The organism is Methanosarcina barkeri 3, assembly GCF_000970305.1.
Taxonomy (GTDB): Archaea; Halobacteriota; Methanosarcinia; order Methanosarcinales; family Methanosarcinaceae; genus Methanosarcina; species Methanosarcina barkeri_A.
In genome coordinates, this window is sequence record NZ_CP009517.1 from 3,858,229 (window position 1) to 3,879,695 (window position 21,467).

11 protein-coding genes are annotated in these 21,467 nt (G+C 37.5%); 3 read left to right on the forward strand and 8 right to left on the reverse strand.

Annotation, left to right across the window (positions count from 1 at the left end; translation table 11 throughout):
• Positions 1 to 451: 451 nt before the first annotated feature.
• The 8 genes from MSBR3_RS15745 to MSBR3_RS15780 form a co-directional block, all read right to left on the reverse strand.
• A complete protein-coding gene (locus MSBR3_RS15745; RefSeq protein ID WP_080942337.1) occupies positions 452 to 1,663 on the reverse strand; it encodes an MFS transporter in 1,212 nt (403 codons plus the stop codon).
• A gap of 228 nt (positions 1,664 to 1,891) precedes the next feature.
• The gene (locus MSBR3_RS15750; protein ID WP_048109129.1) at positions 1,892 to 2,179 is read right to left on the reverse strand and encodes a MarR family transcriptional regulator; all 288 of its coding nucleotides are present in this window, start codon (positions 2,177 to 2,179) and stop codon (positions 1,892 to 1,894) included.
• A 1,276-nt stretch (positions 2,180 to 3,455) separates the two neighbouring features.
• Positions 3,456 to 8,138, reverse strand: a complete 4,683-nt coding sequence (locus MSBR3_RS19605; RefSeq protein ID WP_080942338.1) for a PAS domain S-box protein — start codon at positions 8,136 to 8,138, stop codon at positions 3,456 to 3,458.
• 624 nt (positions 8,139 to 8,762) lie between these two features.
• The gene (locus MSBR3_RS15760; RefSeq protein WP_048109130.1) at positions 8,763 to 9,491 is read right to left on the reverse strand and encodes an AAA family ATPase; all 729 of its coding nucleotides are present in this window, start codon (positions 9,489 to 9,491) and stop codon (positions 8,763 to 8,765) included.
• Between the two features lie 324 nt (positions 9,492 to 9,815).
• Positions 9,816 to 11,393, reverse strand: coding sequence for a hypothetical protein (locus tag MSBR3_RS15765; protein ID WP_048109131.1), 1,578 nt, complete (start codon positions 11,391 to 11,393; stop codon positions 9,816 to 9,818).
• Positions 11,390 to 12,340, reverse strand: a complete 951-nt coding sequence (locus MSBR3_RS15770; RefSeq protein ID WP_048109132.1) for a vWA domain-containing protein — start codon at positions 12,338 to 12,340, stop codon at positions 11,390 to 11,392. Before MSBR3_RS15770 ends, MSBR3_RS15765 begins: the two co-directional genes overlap by 4 nt.
• Before the next feature lie 4 nt (positions 12,341 to 12,344).
• The gene (locus tag MSBR3_RS15775) at positions 12,345 to 13,220 is read right to left on the reverse strand and encodes a DUF58 domain-containing protein (RefSeq protein WP_048109133.1); all 876 of its coding nucleotides are present in this window, start codon (positions 13,218 to 13,220) and stop codon (positions 12,345 to 12,347) included.
• Between the two features lie 240 nt (positions 13,221 to 13,460).
• Entirely contained in the window at positions 13,461 to 14,447 is a 987-nt protein-coding gene (locus MSBR3_RS15780; RefSeq protein WP_048109134.1) for an AAA family ATPase, read from the reverse strand.
• 431 nt (positions 14,448 to 14,878) lie between these two features.
• On the opposite strand from MSBR3_RS15780, the gene MSBR3_RS15785 reads away from it, so the two are divergent.
• The 3 genes from MSBR3_RS15785 (at position 14,879) to MSBR3_RS15795 (ending at position 21,417) form a co-directional block, all read left to right on the forward strand.
• Positions 14,879 to 15,559: a DUF1673 family protein gene (locus MSBR3_RS15785; RefSeq protein WP_048109135.1), complete on the forward strand. Its 681-nt coding sequence runs from the start codon at positions 14,879 to 14,881 to the stop codon at positions 15,557 to 15,559.
• 642 nt (positions 15,560 to 16,201) lie between these two features.
• On the forward strand, positions 16,202 to 18,997 hold the full coding sequence (locus MSBR3_RS15790; RefSeq protein ID WP_048109136.1) for a COR domain-containing protein: 2,796 nt from the start codon (positions 16,202 to 16,204) through the stop codon (positions 18,995 to 18,997).
• Between the two features lie 1,151 nt (positions 18,998 to 20,148).
• Complete coding sequence (locus tag MSBR3_RS15795; RefSeq protein ID WP_052723437.1) at positions 20,149 to 21,417, forward strand: hypothetical protein; 1,269 nt, start codon at positions 20,149 to 20,151, stop codon at positions 21,415 to 21,417.
• Positions 21,418 to 21,467 lie beyond the last annotated feature (50 nt).

Sequence of the window (21,467 nt, forward strand, 5' to 3'; positions counted from 1 at the left end):
AAATCTTAATAATTTGTGAAGTTGTTTTAAACTTTAAAATAACTCAATAGTACCATTTCTTAATCTGCATTATTATTTTAGTCTTCTTCTTTTAGATTGCTTAACAATTTATAACCTATATATAATACTTTTAGACCTATAAAACATATTATTAATACTTTTGTACTTGCTTTTGATTAAAACTATAGAAAATCAGCTGAAACTTTGATACCTCTTAGAATTAAGTTAAAGCTTTCAAATGGCGAAGCTTTTACCAAAATTGAAAAGTTGTCAGTCCTGAATTTGGAAATATAATAACTCATTACCGGTCAGTATTTTCCATTTTTCTCTCCAATATGTATTCTAATATTTACTGTTCCTGCTCAGGCAGGAAAATATTTTCCATTAGACTTATTGTTGAACAGCAAATAATTATCAATAATCCATGCAGCTCTAAAATTCAAAGACATTTTTATGAACGGTTACGCTGGAGCAAAAGCGGCGCCAGGAAAGCTGTAAGTGCTACAGCAATTGCAGAAACGGAAACTCCCTGCCAATCTGCCACCTTCCAGGCCAGCATTGCACCTCCAGATCCAAGGCTGCCGCCAATAAACATCCCAACCATAAACAAACTATTCACCCGGTTGCGTACTTGCGGCTTAAGCCCGTAGATTATCTGCTGATTGGCAACCATGGCACTCTGCATCCCGAAATCCAGAAGAATAACTCCGAAGATTAAGCCGGCAAGGGAGTTCCAGCCGGCAAGGACGAGCCAGGCCAGCAGAGCGGAAAACGCACCTGTAGAAACAACCCGGCCTGGTCCCCGTCGGTCAGCTAGACGTCCGGCTATGGGAGCTGCAAGCACTCCAACTACTCCAATAATGCCAAAAAGTCCTGCGATATCAGCGCCAAGATGGAAAGGAGGCTGTTCAAGATGTAGCGCAAGGATCGTCCAGAAAGCACTGAATACGGCAAAGAGTAAACCCTGTGTCAAGGTAGCTCGACGTAACCTGGGTTCCTCGCTCCAGAGTCGTAGAAGCGAACGAAGCAGAAGACCATATTTCATCGAAGTTGCGGGGCGGTTGAGCGGCAATAACAGCGCCATTGCTGCCGCACCGGCCAGAACAAGGGGAATACCAAGCCAGAACATGGTTCTCCAGCCGTAGTGAGTAGCAATAAAACCGGCGAGAATCCGGCTCAAAAGCATACCGCTCAGCAATCCACTCATAACGCTGCCGATGACTGCACCTCGGCGGTTGTCAGAAACTAGCGATGCGGCAGCCGGTATTATCTGCTGCGTGACAGAGGCTGTGAAACCAATGCAAAGTGAGGCACCTAACAGAGCCCAACCAGTAGATGCAACGGCGGCAAAAAGCAGTGATAAGGCCAAAACAAAGAATTGTGAGACAATTAAACGGCGACGTTCTATCAGATCTCCCAGGGGTACCAGAAGCAACAACCCGAGTGCGTAACCGAGTTGGGTAGCAGTCGGAATAAGGCTGGGAGCCAATTCGCCTGGGAAGGAGCGAGTAATAACCCCAATCATTGGCTGGTTATAGTAGATGTTCGCTACTGCAATTCCACATGCACAGGCCATCGCAAAGACAAGCCCTTTACCTAGCTTAGAGATATTTCCTGTCTGGAATGAACTCTTTTTCAAATAATAATTTCCTTCTTCCGACATTAGTGCGATTTACAGCAATCAAATACCTTATTTATTTCCCTCAGGTACAGGTTGCATCATATAACCCGTGACAAAAATCACATCTTTGTCATTTCTTACTTAATCCTATGAAGCTAAGAAAATGCCAGGTATCGAGGACTAACGTATTCTGAACATAAAACGATAGTAACCTGATAAGCAAAAGCTTAAAGGAATAAATGGAAGCTGAAGCATCCTGATTATTATTGTTCAGGCTTCAACTTCCAGCTGGTTAAGTTTATTGTAAAAATCAACTATCAACTTTGCAGCTTCACTTTCCATGTTCAACTGGAAAATTCGAGTTTGCTTTCCTAAGGGTTTTTCTATAACAACCCCCGATCCAACCAAAGGTGTGATAACCCTTGATACGCTTGCGTGTGACAATCCGGTTTCCTCGGCTATTCCTGAAAGATAAGTTGGTTCATTTTGCCGTTCAATAAGGTTCTTAAGGACTGTCATCTGTGCAGTTTTTCCAAATATTTTTTCTAATTTATCCATGTTTTTCATCTCAGAAGTGGCTTTTCTCTATTATATTAGTCTCAGCTTCTAATACTAGATATGATCATTATATTTATTTATTTCTTTTCATTAATATAAAATTACTGACATTTTAGGGTGTAGATAAAAGGGATTAGAAGCAGTCTATACATATGAAAATAATAATGAAAACCATAGAACAATATATATTTTTCTATCTTTTGCACTAAATCCAAGACTGAAGATTTCATAGCCCAGGGTGGAAACTTTACAATTCAGGACTAAAAAGAGATTTCTTTTTTCAGATCTCTTTAAATAAGTCATAGTTTTAAATGAGCATAATTTTAATAAGTCATAGTTTTAAACAAGTCATAGCTTTAAATAAGTTATAGTTTTAATTTAGAACTTATTAGAGAAGTTTTGTACCCTGTGTCTAATAAGAGAAGTGAGAGAGTAGACAAATAGACTAAGACCTACCATCTCCATTTTATTACATTACTACTTTCTGATAGCCAACTGATCAGACAGATATATCTTAGATGTTTCCAAAGTCTCAATAGTTTTACTTATATTTATGTAGATCATTTAAAATAGTTTCCATTTCCGGATAAGTTAATTTATCCACTTTTATCCACTTTCCCTCAAGATCTAAAAAATACCTTTTTCATTTTTAAAATCGTTTTCAATCTTATATCTATAAATCATTTTCAATCATATGATCACGGATAAAAGTTCTTTTCCGTTGATTCAACTTCTCGCCTGGTTAATGATATTACTCATAAGAAAAAGCGCATGAACAGTTATAGTAGTTATATCTGCTATACCCATAATTATATTACTACTATTAAGTATAAAAAATCATTATTATGCTTTTTATCCTTTCTCAGGAAAAAATTAAGAGCCGGAGTTGAAACGAAGATTCCTTTTCTTCTATTTTCTTGATGTGCTATTTAATTGTCGAGTTTGTTTAAATCAGGTTTGTTTAAATCAACTTCTCTGAAAACTTACCTCCATACTCGCGTATTCACGAAGTGAGTAAATATTGGGCAGTCACTGGCAAAAAAGAAGAAAAGTATAAAAGAAGAAAAGTATAAAAGAAGAAAAGTATAAAAGAAGAAAAGTATAAAAGAAGAAAAGTATAAAAGAAGAAAAGTATAAAAGAAGAAAAGTATAAAAGAAGAAAAGTATAAAAAACTGAGTAGACCATTAAAGGCATAATACAGATTTAAGAGCTTTATAAGGCTTTAAAAGCTCAGTAAAGCTTTAAAAACCTGAATAAAGCATTAAAATGTGATTTTTATACTTCTTTTGGGTTAATCGGTAAAGTAAAGTAGAAGGTTGCACCTTTACCAAGTTCGGATTCTACCCATATATGTCCACCATGTCGCTCTACAATTTTCTTACAAATTGCAAGCCCTATTCCTGTTCCCTGGTATTCTTCCTTTTTATGAAGCCGTTTGAAAACTTCAAAAATTTTCTCCGAATACTTGGGATCAATTCCAATTCCATTATCCTGTACTGAAAATAACCATTCACCCACTTTATTTTCTACAGAAATTTTCTTTGCAGAAATATGGATTTTCGGTGCTTCCTCACCGTGGAATTTTATCCCATTGGCGATCAGGTTTTGAAATATCTGCGCTAGCTGGGTGTTATCTACCGTTACTTGAGGTAAAGGATCACAGGTAACAGTAGCTTTATTCTGTTTAATATAAAGATATAAACTGGATAGTACCTGATTCAAAATGAGTTCGGAATCCGTAGGTTCAGGTTCTCTTGCTCTTGTAGTCACTCGAGAAAACTCTAAAAGATCACTTATCAGGACTTGCATACGAGAAGCCCCATCGACTGCAAAATAGATGTATTTATCAGCTTTTTCATCAAGTTTGCCCTGATATCTTCTTTGTAAAAGCTGCAAATAACTTGATATCATCCTCAAGGGCTCTTGTAAATCGTGAGATGAAACGTATGCAAACTGTTCTAACTCATCGTTTGAACGTTGAAGTTCTTCTAATTTCAGTTTTAGGGTCTCTTCTGCTTTTTTACGCTCGGTGATATCTCTAATTATCACTGCTATCTTTACAGTACCGTTTTTATCGTGGAATAATGCACTTGACATCTCACCGGGAAAGATTGTACCGTCTTTCCTTCTGTAATTTAGTTCCCCCTTGAACTTGCCTGTCCTGGCTCTCTCCTCCAGAACAAACTGTAGTCTAGGGTCGGATGTATCTACAACCCCATCCCTTCCAACTTTGATGATCTCTTTCTCGGTCATCCCGAAGATCCGGCAAGCTTCGGGATTAGCTGCATGAATGGTTCCATCCGGCGAAGTAAGAACAACTGCATCAATGCTGCTTTCGAAGAAAGTCCTGTACTTCTCCTCACTTTCTAGCAAAGCTTCCTCTGCCTTTTTACGCTCGGTAACGTCAATACTCATCTCAAGAATTAATGGCGAACCATCAACATCAGTGAACGGGAAATTGTAAACATCAAGCACGCTTCCATTCTGAGTGGTGACTTCCCAATTGTGGGGTTGGCCTGTTTCAAGTACTTTATATGCCTCACAGAACTCGCAGGGCCTGGTAAACCCAAAACGAAGTTCATAACAGTGCTGATTCTCACTATATTCGCCAAATTTCTCACGGAAGCTACGGTTGGTGAAGGCGTAATGGTGGTCAGGTGTTAATAAGCATATCATTGTTGGCAGCGTTTCTAGCACATCAAAGAGCCGGCGCCGTTCAACCACGACAGCTTCGGCAACTTTACGACGTGCTTCACTCTCCAGCAGCGCCTCTTCGGCCCTCTTGCGTTCAGTGATGTCGTTCCAGGCAACGATGCCACCGGCAATATTTCCTTCGGCATCTCGAATGGGAGCAGCATTGCAAAGCAGGGATAACTTCCCTCCAAATGTGTTCAACTGGACTAGCTCGACGTCCCTGACTACCTCACCTTTTTGGATTGTTCTGGCAAGCGGTACATCATCGATTGCCAGGGGAGTTATCCCATCAGGTTGATAAACCGCCCATTGATTAATTACCTCCCCGACAGACTTGTGGACATGAGCGCTGCCCAGTAGTCTCTCACCATGTCGGCTGACCATACGCATCCGACCTGATGCGTCGGCTATGCTAATGCCTACAGGCACGTGTTCCATCAGAGCTGCGAGCAACCGATCACCCTCTTCCGCCTTCATTAACGCATTCCGTAGGTTTTCCTCAGCTCGCTTGCGCTCGATAGCCACGGATACCTGGTCGGCTACTGTACTCATGAGGGCAAGCTCGTCTTCCTTAAAGCCCTTCTTGCTCCTCGTACCAAAGGATAATGTGCCTACTGTATGATTTCCAATATGAAGTGGTTGACATGAATATGCCTGGATCCCCATTGACCGAACAAGATCAGCACGCTTATCCTCGTTATTCTGCACATCTTCGGAGACAATACGGCAGCCCTCAAGGGCCACACAACCACAAATTGCCACCCCTTTATCCAGCCACTCAATCTCTTTAGCTGCCTCCGTGTTTATCCCGGCGTAAGCGTTGAGACGTAGCCTGCCCTCAGTCTCATCGAAGACGTAATTAAAGAATACATTACAGTTCAGGTGGTGCATCACTTTCTCGGCGATGCTCTGGATCGTTTTCTCGGGGTCTTTGCTAGAAAGGAGAAGAGCATTAGCTTCACTCAGTAGTTTAAAGCGTTTCTCGCTTTCTCGCAACATCTCCTCAGATCGTTTACGCTCGGTGATGTCGCGCACGATAGCCCACATCGAGATTGGTTGGCCTGCTGCATCGACTGATAATATGGCTCGCAGTTCCACTGGAATGACCGTTCCATCTTTCAGCCGATACTCCTTCTCGTAAACATCAGAGTATCCGCGCGGGATGATCTGTTCCCTGACAATGCGATCTTCGACAGCATGCCAGCACTCAGGAGTCAGTTTCTGATAAGTCAGAGTGCACAGTTCCTCGGGTGAGTATCCTAGCATCTGGCAATAGATATTATTGAAGTTAATAATTCGTCCGTCCATGCTGACCTGCACAAAGGCATCACGTAAGTTATCGTGCAACAGCCGATAACGTGCCTCAGATTGGCTTAGTGCCTTATTTGCTTTCTGGAGTTCTTGAGATTGAGTTTGCAATTCCTCAGATTTCACCTGAAGGTTTTCATATGCCTGCTGTAATGCGTCTTCGATTTTTTTGTATTTCGTCGTTTCACGTAACGAAAGAACCAGACCTGTTATGGTTCCGCAGTCGTCCTTGACCGGTGCAAGGCTCCAGTCCCAATATGTGATTCCGCATTCGGGTTGATCAGGATAGACAAATTGCTTGTCCTTGTAGAAGACCCCTTTACCGGTGTCTCGGACCTGCCGGAAAATTGCTTCATTTTCCTCATTGGGATATAGAGCAAAATGGTTTTTCCCGACCATATCTTCAGGTTTCATATTGCACGCTTCGGCATAAGCGGAGTTGACCCATACAAAGTTGAACTGAGAATCTAAAAGGACCAGCATAACGTCAGTGGCCTGCATGATACTCTCAAGTAAATTCCGTTCTCGTTGCAGGGCTTCTTCGGTCTGCTTACGCTCGGTGATATCTTCTATCAGGGCAAGACCAGAAGCCTCATTATTACTTCCGAGAAAATTAGTACCAATAAGTCGTATCCAGATTATCCTGCCATCTTTACGAACATAGCGTTTCTCAATTTCGTAATGATCACGTTTACAGGCTTTTAACTCTAAAATTAAAGGCATTTCAATGTTCAGATCGTCCGGATAAGTGAATTCCGAAAAGAACTTATTTTGAAGTTCCTCCTTTTCATAGCCTAGCATGCGTTCTACTGCAGGATTGCTTTGTATTACTCGCCCTTCCAGGTCCCCTACTATAATACCCATTTTAGAACGCTCGAAAATAGAGCGGAAATTTTTTTCACTTATATCCAAAACCTTTTCTGCTCGCTTTCGGTCGGTAACGTCTCTCCAGAATACGGAAATACCTGATCCAGATGGATAGATGCTTACCCAGTACCATTTTTCCAGAACCAGACTTTTGATCTCGAAATTAGCTGGCAGCCGAGTTTCCATGACCTTCCTATACGTTTCCTCAAACTTGCTATTAACCATATAAGGAAACTTTTCCCAAATGCATTCCCCTATTAACTCTTCAGGCTCGAAATTACCATTACATGCAGCACGCTGGTTGATATATGTGAATCGCCACTCCTTATCCAGCTCAAAAAACCCATCTTGAATACTGCTCAATAAATCGTTAAGATGTTGTTCGCTTCTTATTAAAGCGATTTCCATCTGTTTGCGCTCAGTAACATCCTGGGCAGTACCGATTAGCTTCATCGGCCTGCCGTTATCATATATCGTTATCGCTTCGGCATGGATGAGCCGTTTTTTATTGTTAGGCAAAATCACCTGATAGTCTAGATTATAAGGTGTGTTTCTCTTGATTGCCTCGTCCAGAGCATCCAGAACCCTTTGCCTGTCTTCCGGAACAAGCAAGTTAATGTACTGCTGGAAGAACGTATTCGGGTCAGGTACGAGGCCGAAAATACGATAAAATTCGTCAGAACCGGTTACCAAATTGCTTTCCAGATCCAACTCCCAGCTGCCCACATGAGCAATTTCCTGGGCTTTTTTCAGATCGGACTCATTCTTTCGCAGTTTTTCTTCAGTCTCTTTCTGCTCACTTATGTCGAATCCATAAATGTTTACGCATTCTTCTTCGGGTAACGGGTGAAACGAGACCGAGTATGTCTTTTTTCCCACATTAAGCTCTATTTTTTCAGAGCTATTCTGGAAAATTACTTTCTGTATAATTTTTTCGACATGTAGAGGTATCCTTTCTCCAACTCTCACTCTCCACTCTTGCAGTATGGGCTCACCAGCCTCATTTGAGTAAATAAGTGTTCCGTTATTTGCTACACTAAGTACAGGATTTGGATTTTTTGCAGGAAATTGTTCCATTTTTGTTTTCATATTTCCCTTCAGACTCCCTTGTTTAACGGCAATAGGCTTACATTCAATAACCGCTAAGAATTATTCTTATCTGTATATTAGTCTTTATTTATTTTCTATTAAATTAAAACCGTTTATTAACTGTACATTAAAAATAGCTTTTATAAAAGGAAAGGATCAGAATTTGATTTGGAATAAAAATACCCGACAATTGATCGGACAAGCTATGAATATTAAATAAAAAGGGGTACAATAATTGTTTTAGAAATTTTTACTTTAAACTCGTATTTAATGACTCAAGGCTAGGTTGTAAGTATCATATAATGAGGAAATGGTACCAAGTACTGAGACAATAAACCAGTTTAATGATTGCTGGAGTGTTAAAGAGATCAGTCACATTGTAAGACCCCAGCTAAAAAAGTAGCTACTGATTTTGCAGGCTTATACAAATGGAAAAAAATTCTTAGTATAGGTAGTATAGCGGGACCATATGGAAAAAGCAGTGCCGTAAATTTGCAGTAAATTCAAATTCAGATTTTTGTGTATCATAGGTAATGAATCTTAAGATATGGAATTTTCTACCCAATAACTTTTTGAGATTTGCGATTTTTCAGAATGATATTTTAGAATGGTTATCTAGAATGATTATTCTAATAAAATGTTAAGTATCTTCTGCGTATTATTTAGAAAAGATTTCATAACTTGATAATGTTCTGTTTCTTCATAACCTATTTGTTCAAATCCGTCTTTAATCTGGTAGATCACGGCCTGGGGGTATGCCATTATTATCGGTGAATGCGTCGCAATAATAAACTGGGACCCTTCTGTTACTAACTCATGAATTCTGGTAAGCATAGACATTTGCCGTGACGGTGATAACGCTGCTTCAGGCTCGTCTAATATATAGATACCTTCACCAGTAAATCTATTTAAAAATACTGAGAAGAACGCTTCTCCATGGGATTGTTCGTGTAACGAACGGCCACCATAAGAATTGATTGCGCCCAAATCATCTACATTTGAAGCAAAATTGTAAAAGCTTTCTGCCCTTAAGAAAAAACCAGTACGAGGTTTTCTGGTACCTTTAATAACTTTTATATAGTTACTTAAGTTGGAATGTGTTGCTCTAGATGTAAAATTAAAATTTTTTGTTCCACCTTCTGCATTAAACCCATATGCAACAGCTATTGATTCTAAAATTGTAGATTTCCCGGAACCATTTTCTCCAATAATAAATGTGACTTTAGGATGAAATGATAGTGAATGTAGATCTCTTATAGCAGGTAAATTAAACGGGTATTCAGAAAAAGAAGGTATATTTTCTCTATTTAATTCTATAGATCTTATGTATTGTTCTAGTTTACTGGATTTCATAATCTTATCTCCACAATAATAAGTCTATGAAGCCGTTCTTAAGTAATTGACGACATTGATGTCGTGATAGACTCTATCCTTTGGAAAAAAATACATTTATCTAAGAAGAAATATATAATAAGTGGATGTGCCAAAAAGTCAGCAAACTCTCCAGCAAACTCTTTTACTCATATATTTCTTGAAATTACAAAAAAGAATGAGAGGTTTACAGTCTTTGTTCTTCCTTTAGAGCAGAACAAAACACTGGTTGAACCTCTCTTGTTTCTCGATCTTATCAAACGACTGAGTTTCAACTCTCCCACTTTTATTTCTATAGCAATATGTTCAATTATTTTCATCCTTCATAGTGTTCTTAATAGTCTTAATCATCTCCTCAAACTCACCGTCATCAGGCATATGTTTTGCAAATTCGACGAGGCTGGACAGTTGTAAGTATCTGTCGAATTTCTCGTATTCTATGCCTTTATTTTTCAGATAATTTATCAGTTCGGAGTTTGTAACTTCTTTCTTTAATCCGTATTTATAGCTCAGGTACAACCGCAGGGCCTGTGCAGCAGTTCCATAAGCTTCTTTGAACTGCTTTTCTTCATAGAGCGATACTGCTTTTTCAACAAGTTTTCCTGCTTCTTCCCTGAAGTCAAAATTTTCTTGCTTAAGTTGTATCTTTTCCTCAACTAACATTTTTTGTTCCTTTTTACCTGAATATTTGTTGTACACCAGATAAGCAAGAACAAGCAATATCAGAATTCCTATAAGATAGATAGGATAAAGGTTCCTTTCCTGCTCTCTTACAAGTTCGACATTATCAACACTGCCGTTTACAAATCCGGCATTTATCTGAGCTGTTTCATTGTTGGCATTTTCATATTGTATCTGAAGAGCAGTAGTGTTGTTCTCCTGTGAAAACGTTGAATCCACTTCGTTAAAACCATCATCTTGCAATTGCTTCAGATACTTTTGGAAGTCCTTATTCTGAGAAAGCGAGTCTCTCATTTTTTGCCTGTCTTCTGCCGTATCCGTCTGCAGATTCTTCATTGTACCATTATTCATATCTCCTTGAATGCTTGCCTTATCACCATTTTGTTTTTCATAGCTTGCCGTAAAGGTTCCTGTATTATTTGATGAAGGATTAGCATTCATGGACGTCAAATTGTATCCTCGATCCGATAATTCCTGATTTGCCTTTTGGAAGTCCTGGGAAGCTGCAATTTGCTGCTGGAACTGCTGCTGCGTTTCTTGCTGTTGTTGTACCTGCTTTTGCATCTGCTCTTTTAGTGCTGAAGTATCCTGGTCCGGTTGACTGTTTTGTGCAGCCTGCTGGGGGGTTTGCGCTGAAGATTGCTGATTGGCCATCTGTTGCATCATTTGCTGCATTTGCTGTTCTTGTTGTGCCATTTGCTGTTCTTGTTGTGCAAACGGGTCCGTTGTTTGCTGTGTGGAGGATGCTTCCTGTGAAGAACTCTGCATCGGATTGGCCTGATTTTGTTTATCGGATTCATTTTCAACAAAGTGTATGGCGATATTACCAAGATTGACAACTTTGCTTCCGTTATCATCGTAATTGAAATTGAGTGATACATTCAAAGTTTCAGGCTTATCGCTGCTACCGAACCCAAGATTAACCGTGGAATTGCCTTTGTTTACCTGGAGGCTCGTTGATTTGGAATTGGAGCTTGAAAAGTGAACCGATCCGCTGTTAATTTCCTGTGTGATTGTGTATCCCAGGATGCCGTTTATATCATTATTACCTGAATTAGAAATATTAAGAGGAATATAGGCTTGTTCTCCGACCAGGAAATAATAATCTTTTTGAGGAATTGAAAATGTTATATTCCCTTCGGCATAAGCTACAGGTGCCAGTAGCAAGAAAAGTGAAAAAATGGCAATGGATTTTCTTATCATTGCAGTATCCTTCCTTTTCCGTATCTATAATATATCTGGATAAGTAATGCCAGAAGCGCTGCAAAGAAGAACCAGTCTTTGATGTTTGTTTCTTCTTTCTCTCTTTTTATGTTCTCGCTGATGTTCTTGTAAATTTCATCCAGTGTTTTGTCATCGACAGATTTGAAATATTTTCCTCCGGTATCATTTGCAATGGCCTGCAGTGTAGCTTCATCAAGTTCTGCATACTGAGGGTTCCCAAACCAGTCGTACCCAAGTAACACATTATTGTTTGAACCCATACCGATAGTGTAGACCTGAATGTTGTTAGCTTTCGCATACCGGATCGCTTCATCAGGGCTAATATAACCTGCATTACTCACACCGTCACTTAACAATATGATTACTTTTTTCTTGTTCGGAATGGAAGAAGCCATGTCAATCCCAAGGCTAAGCCCATCCCCTATAGCAGTGCTGCCTTCTTTCGGTGCAATATTGCGAAGTTTTTCAATTACTTTATCTTTATCAGGACTCAAATAAGCTGCAGTGGTAGCTCCGGACTCAAAAGTAACAATTCCCGCATAATCCTTACTTTTAAGAGAATTAATCAGTATTTCAGCCGAGGATTTCGCTGCTTCCAGCCTTGATGGGGTGTAATCCTGGGCCTGCATACTTCCTGAAACATCCATTACCAGTACAACATTTACTCCTTCTTTGGTCTGTTCCAGAGGGATATGAGGATTTGCAAAACCTATTATCATCAAGCCGATGGCTACCAGCGACAGATAAAAAAGATGTACATCTCTTTTTGACTTTTTAGTGTCACCTAATGCGGATTTGATAAAGGCGAGGTTACTGAATTTTATCGCTTCGTTCTTTTTCCGTATCCTGGCCTTTTTATGAAAATAATAAATAAGAGGAATTATCAGCAAGAATGCAAGAATATAAGGAGAGTCAAAACCTGTCATTATCTTATCTCCTTACTTTTCTGGTCCTGAAGAATTTCTTAAGTGCGATTTCATATGGTTCATCCGTAACAAGGTCAACCATGTCGACCTTCATTTTTCTGAATAGTTTTTGTAAGGATTCATTATGTTCCATGACAAGTTCTGCATAGCGTATCCTGAACTCTTCGTTGGAAGTATCTACCAGAAGTTGCTCACCGGTTTCTTCATCTTCCAGTTCGATAAAACCAACGTCAGGAAGTTCATGTTCACGCTTGTCAGTTACTCTTAATGCTACGATATCATGCCTGTTTTTCATCACTTTAAGAGGTTTTGAAAAGTCATCAGAACAAAAATCCGAGATTACAAAAACGATACTTCTTCTTTTGAGCAGCATAGCAATGGCTTCCATACTGTTCATGATGTCTGTTCTTTTTGCAACAGGTTCATAAGAAATCAATGTGCTGAGCAATTTAAGAACATGTTTCCTGCCTTTTCTGGCCGGGATGTACTTTTCAATCCCTTCGGTAAAAATAAAAAGCCCGACATTATCATTATTTTCCATAGCTGCAAACATCAAGCTTGCTGCTATATCTATTGCTTTTTGCTTTTTTGTGATGTTACTTCCGAAACTTCCGGAAGCCGACATATCTATAGCAAAATATACACGCAGGTCTCTTTCTTCAACAAACTCTTTAATAAAAGGACGATTGAACCTTGCAGTAACCTTCCAGTCAATTGCACGGACATCGTCACCTGCCCTGTATTCTCTGATCTCGGAAAAATCGATACCCTGACCCTTGAACACAGAATGATAGTTTCCAGTGATCAGTCCCTCTACCTGTTGTTTTGTGCTGATCTCTATACGCTTTACTTGCTGAATAACTTCTTTTGCACGCTGCATATAGCACACAACCCGATGTGATTTGTAAAATATGTGATTTGTAAACTATGTGATTCGTAAACTATGTGATTAGTAGACTATGTGATTCGTAGACTATGTGATTCGTAGACTATGTGATTTATAGACTTTTTCACTAGCGGAAAATTTGCAGATTAGTCCTTCTTCAGATTAGTCCTTTTTCACTGGTGAAAATCTTGATTTTGTCGCTCTTTGGTCACTCTTTGGTTGCTCTATGGTCGTTTAAGGCACTTTTACTTTGTTCAGTATCTGTGCAATTATCCGGTCGCTGGTGACCTCTTCAACTTCCGCCTCGTAGTTAAGAAGTATACGATGCCGAAGCACATTGTATGCAACAGCTTTCACGTCTTCAGGAATCACATATCCTCTTCCGTCAAGCATTGCATGTGCTTTTGCAGCAAGTATAAGCCATAAGGATGCACGTGGAGAAGCTCCGTATTCTATGTACCCTTCGGCGTCAACACCATAAGCCTGCGGGTGTCTTGTTGCATCCACAACCTGTGCCACATAGTCTTTGATCTTTCTGTCAGCGTATATTAGGGGATTGAAATCCTGAATCTCAATAATCTGTCCGGACGTTAGTATCTTCGATATATGCGGCTGTATACCCTGAGTAAACCTCTCAATGATCTCAATTTCATTGTCCTTTGTAGGATAATCAATAAGAAGTTTAAACATGAACCTGTCTACCTGTGCTTCAGGCAGCTTATAGGTACCTTCTGACTCTATAGGATTCTGTGTTGCCATTACAAGGAAAGGACGCTCGAGTTTGAAGGTTTCTCCCTGTATACTTACCTGTCTTTCCTGCATCGCTTCCAAAAGTGCTGACTGGACCTTTGGAGGAGCACGGTTTATCTCGTCGGCAAGGATAAAGTTAGCAAAAATCGGGCCTTTAAGTGTAAAAAAGGAAGCTTCATTGTGGTTGTAGATTTTGGTACCTGTTATATCTGCAGGCAACAAGTCAGGTGTGAATTGAAGTCTCACAAACTCACAGTCAAGGCATTCTGCCATTGTCCTGGCCATAAGGGTCTTTGCAAGTCCGGGAACCCCTTCAAGTAGAATATGACCCTGAGAGATCAATGCTATAAGCATATTGTCAATAATGTCGTCCTGTCCGATTATCGTGTTTTTGATTTCAACTCTTAGTTTTGAAATCTGCTCGGAATAATAGCTCGCTCTTTCATTGAGCTTCTGAATGTTTTCGTCCATTTACCCACCTGCGGTGAAGAATAGCTAATAGCATAACAAATCTATATAAAATGTTAAATTAGAAAGTCAAAAAAATTTTGGTACAACAATCGAATTACACATGTTTATGAATTATTTTGACATACGATATACTATAATGTGTATTTATATTTGTTATAAAATGTCCAGATATCCCATAAAACATAACAAACTATTATGATTTTTTATTATATGTATAAAGTATAAAAACCTTTTATGAAAAGTTTTTGCGAAAAACTTTTATAATTTTATGATGAAGTATTATATAGAAAATTAATAAGACAGATGTTGACAGGACAGATTTTGATAGGATATATTCCGATAAGAAAGATTTTGATAAGAAAGATTTTGATAAGAAAGATTTCGATAAGACAGATTTTTCGATAAGACAGATTTTGTAGGACAGATTTAAATTGGGAAATGAAACCACTCACTTGAACTCTTCTCCTGCGAGCCTGCAGGAAAACAAAATTCTTAAGGCCCGAGCCAGCCTTCTTTTCGATAGGGAGACACTTAAACTTGTATCAGCAGTTGGTATTATATTTGCAGTTGGTATTTTCGCAGAAACTGCCTCTACGCTTCTATGGGTACATGCTCCAGACGGCCCTTTTTTAATTTTTTTAATTGTATTTTTATTTTCAGGCCTTATCTGGTTACTTATTCCTCTTTCAATATTATTTTATAATTATCCCAGTACCGTTGAAGTAATATCTGAAAAAATCATAATCAAGAAACCCATGCGTAATCCCGTTGTGATCGAAAAAACAGATATCATGGAGATCTCAATAACAGAGAGTAAAATTCATTCTCTACGCTGGGTGGTCCGCTTAACGTATATTATTTTGTTAGTATTTTTCCTTAAAGATACGGTAACGAAAGCTTTACAAGATCTGCAAAAAGAATTTCCATACTATATTGTACTCAACCTGTTTCTGATGAATTTTATTTTAGTAGCATTTTTAATTGTGCAACTTTATAAATTCGAGCTTATGGCACCTTACCAGCAGATGGTTAGCGTTACTACGTACTCAAATCTGAAACTTAAGTTCTTCACTGATAACCCTGAAGAGCTTACAGGTCTTCTTAAAACATAAACTTAACAAGAAAGTTTCGATAATGAGAGAAAGGATAAGTTTGTAGGCATAGGAATCACGCAGCACCTTGTTGATCCTTAGGAGTAGTTAAATTTCTGTTTTAAATCCAAATTAAAACTTTCTCCACGTCCGCATGCTGCGAAGCAGCAGATATCGGGCGGTCGCTGGCAGATATAGATGACAAATTTGCTAACCCTACTTTGGCATGAAAGTACAGAATAAAACTGGCTCCCCATGCTCTTTTTAATCTCTGCTCCAATCACATCTAAGCCTTGTATGGAAATTCACTGGTTAGTTTAGCTACGGCTTCGAAGAACAAAAATTAGGACAACCTTACGTCAAAAAATGTTGAGATAAAAAGTACTTTCATTTGTTTGTGCCTGTTATTCGAAGAATATCATGTGTGCTTAGTCAGAAAGTACAGGATACTGTAATATATTTAACAATAGATTTTCCAGCTAGATAATTACTATGTAGTCGCTTGAAATTGTTTATTGTTTTCGAGTTTTGAAGTTATGATTGTTGAAATTTGTAACTGGTGGCTTGCTCGAAAAAAAGAAAAAGCTTTTAGAGTTGAAGTTTAAAGTAAAGGAGAAATCGAACGTTTTTCAATTCATTTCTGTGTATAAATGAGGCAGAAAAATGACGAAAAGAAAGGATATAAGGCTTACTAGAGTTAGAAATCTTATTAAAGAGGCTTGTGAAAATAATGTTAATATACTTGACTTATCCCATAACCAGCTAACTCAACTGCCACCTGAAATTAAAGAAATCGATACCCTGAAAAAACTCAATCTTTCATACAATCAGTTTTCATATTTTTCATCTGATATTGCAGAACTTAACAACCTTACAGTCCTTGATTTATCTCACAACCAACTAACAGAACTACCACTTGAAATTACAAAACTAAATAGCCTTACAACACTTGATTTGTCTTACAATCAATTGATTCAAATACCATCTAAAATTTCGAAACTCATCAATCTTAAAAAACTTAATTTGTCATATAACCAGTTTTCATATTATTTTTCATTTAAAATTGAAGGACTTAAAAACCTTACAACACTGGATATATCTCATAACCATCTTTCAGAACTGTCACATGAAATTACAAAACTTGACAACCTAAGTGAAATTTATTTATCTAATAACCAACTAACTCACCTGCCACTTGAGATTGAAAAAATCAAAATTCTTAAAAAACTTGATTTATCTCATAACCAGTTGACCAAATTATCTTCTGAAATTACAAAACTTAATAATCTTGTTACACTTGATTTATCCCATAACCAACTGACTCAACTGCCACCTGAAATTAAAGAACTTAAGAATCTTACAGCACTTGGCTTATATGGAAATCAACTGACTGAACTACCACTTGAAATTACAGAACTTCACAACCTTAAGACACTTGACTTATCAGGAAACCCTTTAACTGTACCTCCTCCTGAAATCGTCTCAATGGGTTTAGAAGCAATTTTTGCTTACCTAAAACAGTCAAAAACCACAGAACATAATGAAGCAAAATTAATATTGGTTGGTAATGGGGAAGTTGGAAAAACATGTCTAGCTAATAGATTAATTACAGATAAATTTGTGGAAGGTATGATCACCGAAGGAATTAACATATCTAGGTGGTTCGTTTCTGCACCATCTTCAGAAAATAGTAAAATCAAGCTAAACATATGGGATTTTGGGGGACAGGAAATTTATCATGCGACTCACCAGTTTTTCTTGACAAAAAGATCAGTTTATCTACTTGTATGGAATGCAAGGAAAACAAAGGACTATGATCACATTTACTATTGGTTGCATACAATTGAAGCTTTTGGAGAGGATAGTCCAATAATTCTTGTAATGAGTAAAATGAATGAAAGCGATGATGACCTGAACCTTAAAGATTTAAAAAGCAAGTTCCCTCAAATTACAGGATATTTAAAAATTGACAGTGAAGATGGTAAAGGAATCTCTGCTTTAAAAGATAAAATCCGTGAAACTGCATGGAGTCTTCCACTAATGAGAGTACAGTGGGTAGATTCATGGTATAAAGTGCGGGAAAAACTTGAAAAGCTCGAAAAATATTGGATTACATATGATGAATTTCATACAATATGTGTTTCAGAGGGTTTAGATGAGACAAACATTAGTATATTGGACGAATACTTGCATGAACTCGGAGTAACTCTTAGTTTTAAAGATAGAATCGCGTTAAAAAACATTGTGATTTTAAAACCTGAATGGGCTACAGAAGCATTTTATCGGATATTGTCTACAAAATCTGTTTTCCATCGTGAGGGAGTACTACTACATAGCGAGTTAGACCAGATATGGGACAACGAAACGTATCCAAAAAAGATTTATCCCCAGCTCATGGAGTTAATGAATAAATTTGAGCTTTCATATGAACTTCCAGATAAAAAAAGCTATCTAGTTGCTGAGCTTTTACCAAAAAATGCACCTGATTTTGAGTGGGATGAGAAAGATAACCTTTACTTCTATTATTGTTATGAATACTTTTTGCCTCCGGGCATAATTCCTCGCTTTATAGTCCGCATGCATCAAGACATTGAGAAAAAAGAAAATGGTATGCCTCTCTGCTGGAGAGAAGGAGCAGTATTAAAACTCCAAAATTCGCGTGCTCTTGTAGAGATGAAGTCCGATGAAAGGCAAATTGAGATAAGAGTAAAAGGTGATAATAAAAGAGGAGCTCTCGGAGCAATTTGTAACCAGCTTGACCAAATAAACGATTCTATAAAAAAAATAAATGTGACTAAACAAATCCCTTGTAATTGTTCAAAAAATTGTCTTGAGAGATACTCCTTTGAAAAGTTGTTAAAAGCTGAAATGAAAGAAGAAGAGACAATTCAATGCCATGAAAGCTATATACATGTGCCAGTTTCATCATTATTAGATGGTTACAAAAGAAGAGAAGAAAGGTTTAAAGAATATGAAAAATTATTCGGTAAAGTACCTTTTTTTATAGTAAACCAAGCACTAGCTAACTCAGAAGCAAACCCAAACATTAAAGTCAAACAAAAGACACGTACCAAACAGAAAACAAGTGTAAAACAAAAGACAAATGTCAAGCAAAGGACAAATGTGAATGTAAATTTAGAAATAGAGCTACCGCAAATTCAAACCGATTTTGATAACTTAAGAAGGGAAATTATAAAATATAACCCAGAACTTAAAGATGAAATGGATGAAACTCAGGATAGTTTAGATGAAGTAAGCTCAGACGATGAAAAAGAGAGACTGACTAAGCCGTTTAATAAACTACGTAGATTTCTCGTTAAATTGGGTGACCCTGACTCTGATTATAACAAAATAATTACAGGAACTCAAAAAGGCACAGAACTTGCGCAAAAGGTTGTAGAAACATTTAACAAAGTTGCTCCTATGCTTGGAATACTTTCACTACATGGATTACATTAAGTTCAGACTGTTTTCTTTGGAAAACGAGCCTTGAACTCTTTCCGGTTTTAAAGCTCTGTTGCCAAATAAAAATAGAAGTATAAGTTAACTAGATAAAAGCATTTTTTGAAATAGGACTTACGCATTTGAGGTACAAAATTAAGTACAGAAAACACTGTGGATTAAAGTCACATTTCAGACAATAAACGGTCTGATTATGTTGATTTTTCAGTTTAACTGCGTAAGCCCTATAAAATCAAAGTTGCGCTAGCACACCCCATTGCTTGCATCGGGGTATGTTTGCGCCACCGCTCGAAAATTCTGTTAAAGGAAATAGTAATCCTAAGCGGTTAGTTTGAGCAGAAGTTAACAACCGAAAAATGGAATTGAGAAATTTATAATCATCAACAGTTACTGGGGAAGTTTTCATCCCCGCAGCAAGCTAGCGGGGTATTCGACTGAAATAAAGAGACATAATCTTGAGTTATGGGATGAGCTCCATTTTACTATTGTTCCTAATTATTTTTCTTATAGCTCTAAGTCAATAAAGCTCTTTTTCTCACTAGAAAAACTGGATGAAACTTTAGGTATATCTCTATAGGTTTTCCTAAAGCTGAGTTCTTTGTCCGGTCTTTCCCTGCGGGCAGGGTAGCAAAAAGAAGTATTTTTCTTTAATCCTCCCTATATTTGGTACATATTGACTGAATAAATTGGTAAAAGACGAAGTTAAGACGGAGCGGAAGGGAAGGCTTGCCTTCCCTCCTTTCAAAATTTAGTTTATTTGTATCTTTCTAATGAGAAAAAGAGGTCTGTTAGCTGTTTTAATATCTTGTACATTAATAAAGTTGGGTTATGGAATTATAGCGATGGGATACATTGGAAAGTAGATATAATAACTTTCAATTATCAGTTTAAATACTTTAATTAAATAGATGTATCGTTAACTGATAATTAGAAATAATCCACTTCAAATTAACTGCTCAATAATATCTTCTCTGTCTTTCATACTAAATGAGCTAAATAAGCTTTAATTTTGGTATTATGTAAAATCTGACGAAATCAAGGCTAAAAGCGTATTTAAAATGAAGAAGGTAACGTAAAACGCATAAGTATCTAAATGAATAAAAAATCTATAAATAGTTTTATGAGATTCTTTCATTAAGGTGTTTATTGTGGCGAAGTTATCTAATGTTTTTATTTCTGGTGGTCAACCTACTGTAACATATAATCCAAGAGCACAACTTCATCTAGAAGACAAACTTGATGAATATTTAGATATGGGACATAAAATTTTAGCGATAACTGGTCCAACTAAAAGTGGAAAAACAGTATTAGTTCGCTCAAAGATAAATTTGGAAAAAAGTTGCTGGGTTTCTGGTGGTCAAATAAGCACTGAAAACGATTTCTGGGAAACCGTAATTGAAAAATATGAAGGATATACGGATTATTCAAAGACTGAAAGTGATTCTACAGAACTTAGTGACGAGTCTGGTGTAGATAGTGGATTCGATGTAAAGTTATTAAAAATGAATGGAAAAACTTCCTCAACAGAAACTTTTTCAACAGAAAAAAGTATTTCTCGATCCAGAAAATTGTCTACAAAAGCAATATCAACTAGACTTTTAATTGAGAATCTAAATAATCCAATAATTATCGATGACTTCCATTATATTGATCAAGAAGTTCAGACAAAAATTATTAGATACTTAAAAGATCTAATCTTTGATGGATTAAGAGTAATCATTATCTCGGTTCCCCATAGGGCATATGATGCAGTGAAAGTTGAGAGAGAAATGACTGGTCGATTAATCCAAATGGAGATACCTATTTGGGAAAAAGAGGAACTCGAATACATTATGCGACTAGGTTTTGAGGAGTTAAATCTTGTAGTTCCACAAGAGTTAATTGATTCTTTTGCAAAAGAGAGTTTTGGTAGTCCACATTTGACTCAAGATTTTTGTTATAAATTCTGCAGCAGAAATTGTATTAGAGAAACATTAGAAACTGAAACTTCCTTAGAAAAACTAAATAATGAATCTATATTTTTCAGAGAAATGGCATCAGATACTTCAAAAGTTGCTTTCGATCGCCTTTCGAGGGGTCCTCGACAGAGAACGGATAGAAAGGAAAGAACTTTTGTAGATGGAACTAAAGGTGACATCTATCAAGCAATACTTTTAGCTATAGCAAAAACTGGACCTAAGACTTCTCTTACGTATGAGGAAATAAGAAATGCACTAAGGAATATACTTGAAGATCAGGTTCCAGAAGCACATGAAATTACAAGAGTCCTTGATATGATGACGGAAATTTCCAAAACACATATTGAGGGGGAACCTGTTGTTGACTATGATAAAGAATTAAGTACATTATATATATCTGATCCATTTTTTGCTTATTACTTGAGATGGGGAACAAACATTCCCAAATTATATGATTAACTTTTCAATTTTTGCTTTTCATTTTTGAATTAGGTATATTACCCAAAAGT

Excerpts from the sequence above, each read along its gene's own strand:
- MSBR3_RS15780 (WP_048109134.1), bottom strand. The coding sequence starts at position 14,447 with ATGGACGAAAACATTCAGAAGCTCAATGAAAGAGCGAGCTATTATTCC.
- MSBR3_RS15745 (WP_080942337.1), bottom strand. The coding sequence starts at position 1,663 with ATGTCGGAAGAAGGAAATTATTATTTGAAAAAGAGTTCATTCCAGACA.
- MSBR3_RS15790 (WP_048109136.1), top strand. The coding sequence starts at position 16,202 with ATGACGAAAAGAAAGGATATAAGGCTTACTAGAGTTAGAAATCTTATT.
- MSBR3_RS15750 (WP_048109129.1), bottom strand. The coding sequence starts at position 2,179 with ATGGATAAATTAGAAAAAATATTTGGAAAAACTGCACAGATGACAGTC.
- MSBR3_RS15760 (WP_048109130.1), bottom strand. The coding sequence starts at position 9,491 with ATGAAATCCAGTAAACTAGAACAATACATAAGATCTATAGAATTAAAT.
- MSBR3_RS15765 (WP_048109131.1), bottom strand. The coding sequence starts at position 11,393 with ATGATAAGAAAATCCATTGCCATTTTTTCACTTTTCTTGCTACTGGCA.
- MSBR3_RS15770 (WP_048109132.1), bottom strand. The coding sequence starts at position 12,340 with ATGACAGGTTTTGACTCTCCTTATATTCTTGCATTCTTGCTGATAATT.
- MSBR3_RS15775 (WP_048109133.1), bottom strand. The coding sequence starts at position 13,220 with ATGCAGCGTGCAAAAGAAGTTATTCAGCAAGTAAAGCGTATAGAGATC.
- MSBR3_RS19605 (WP_080942338.1), bottom strand. The coding sequence starts at position 8,138 with ATGAAAACAAAAATGGAACAATTTCCTGCAAAAAATCCAAATCCTGTA.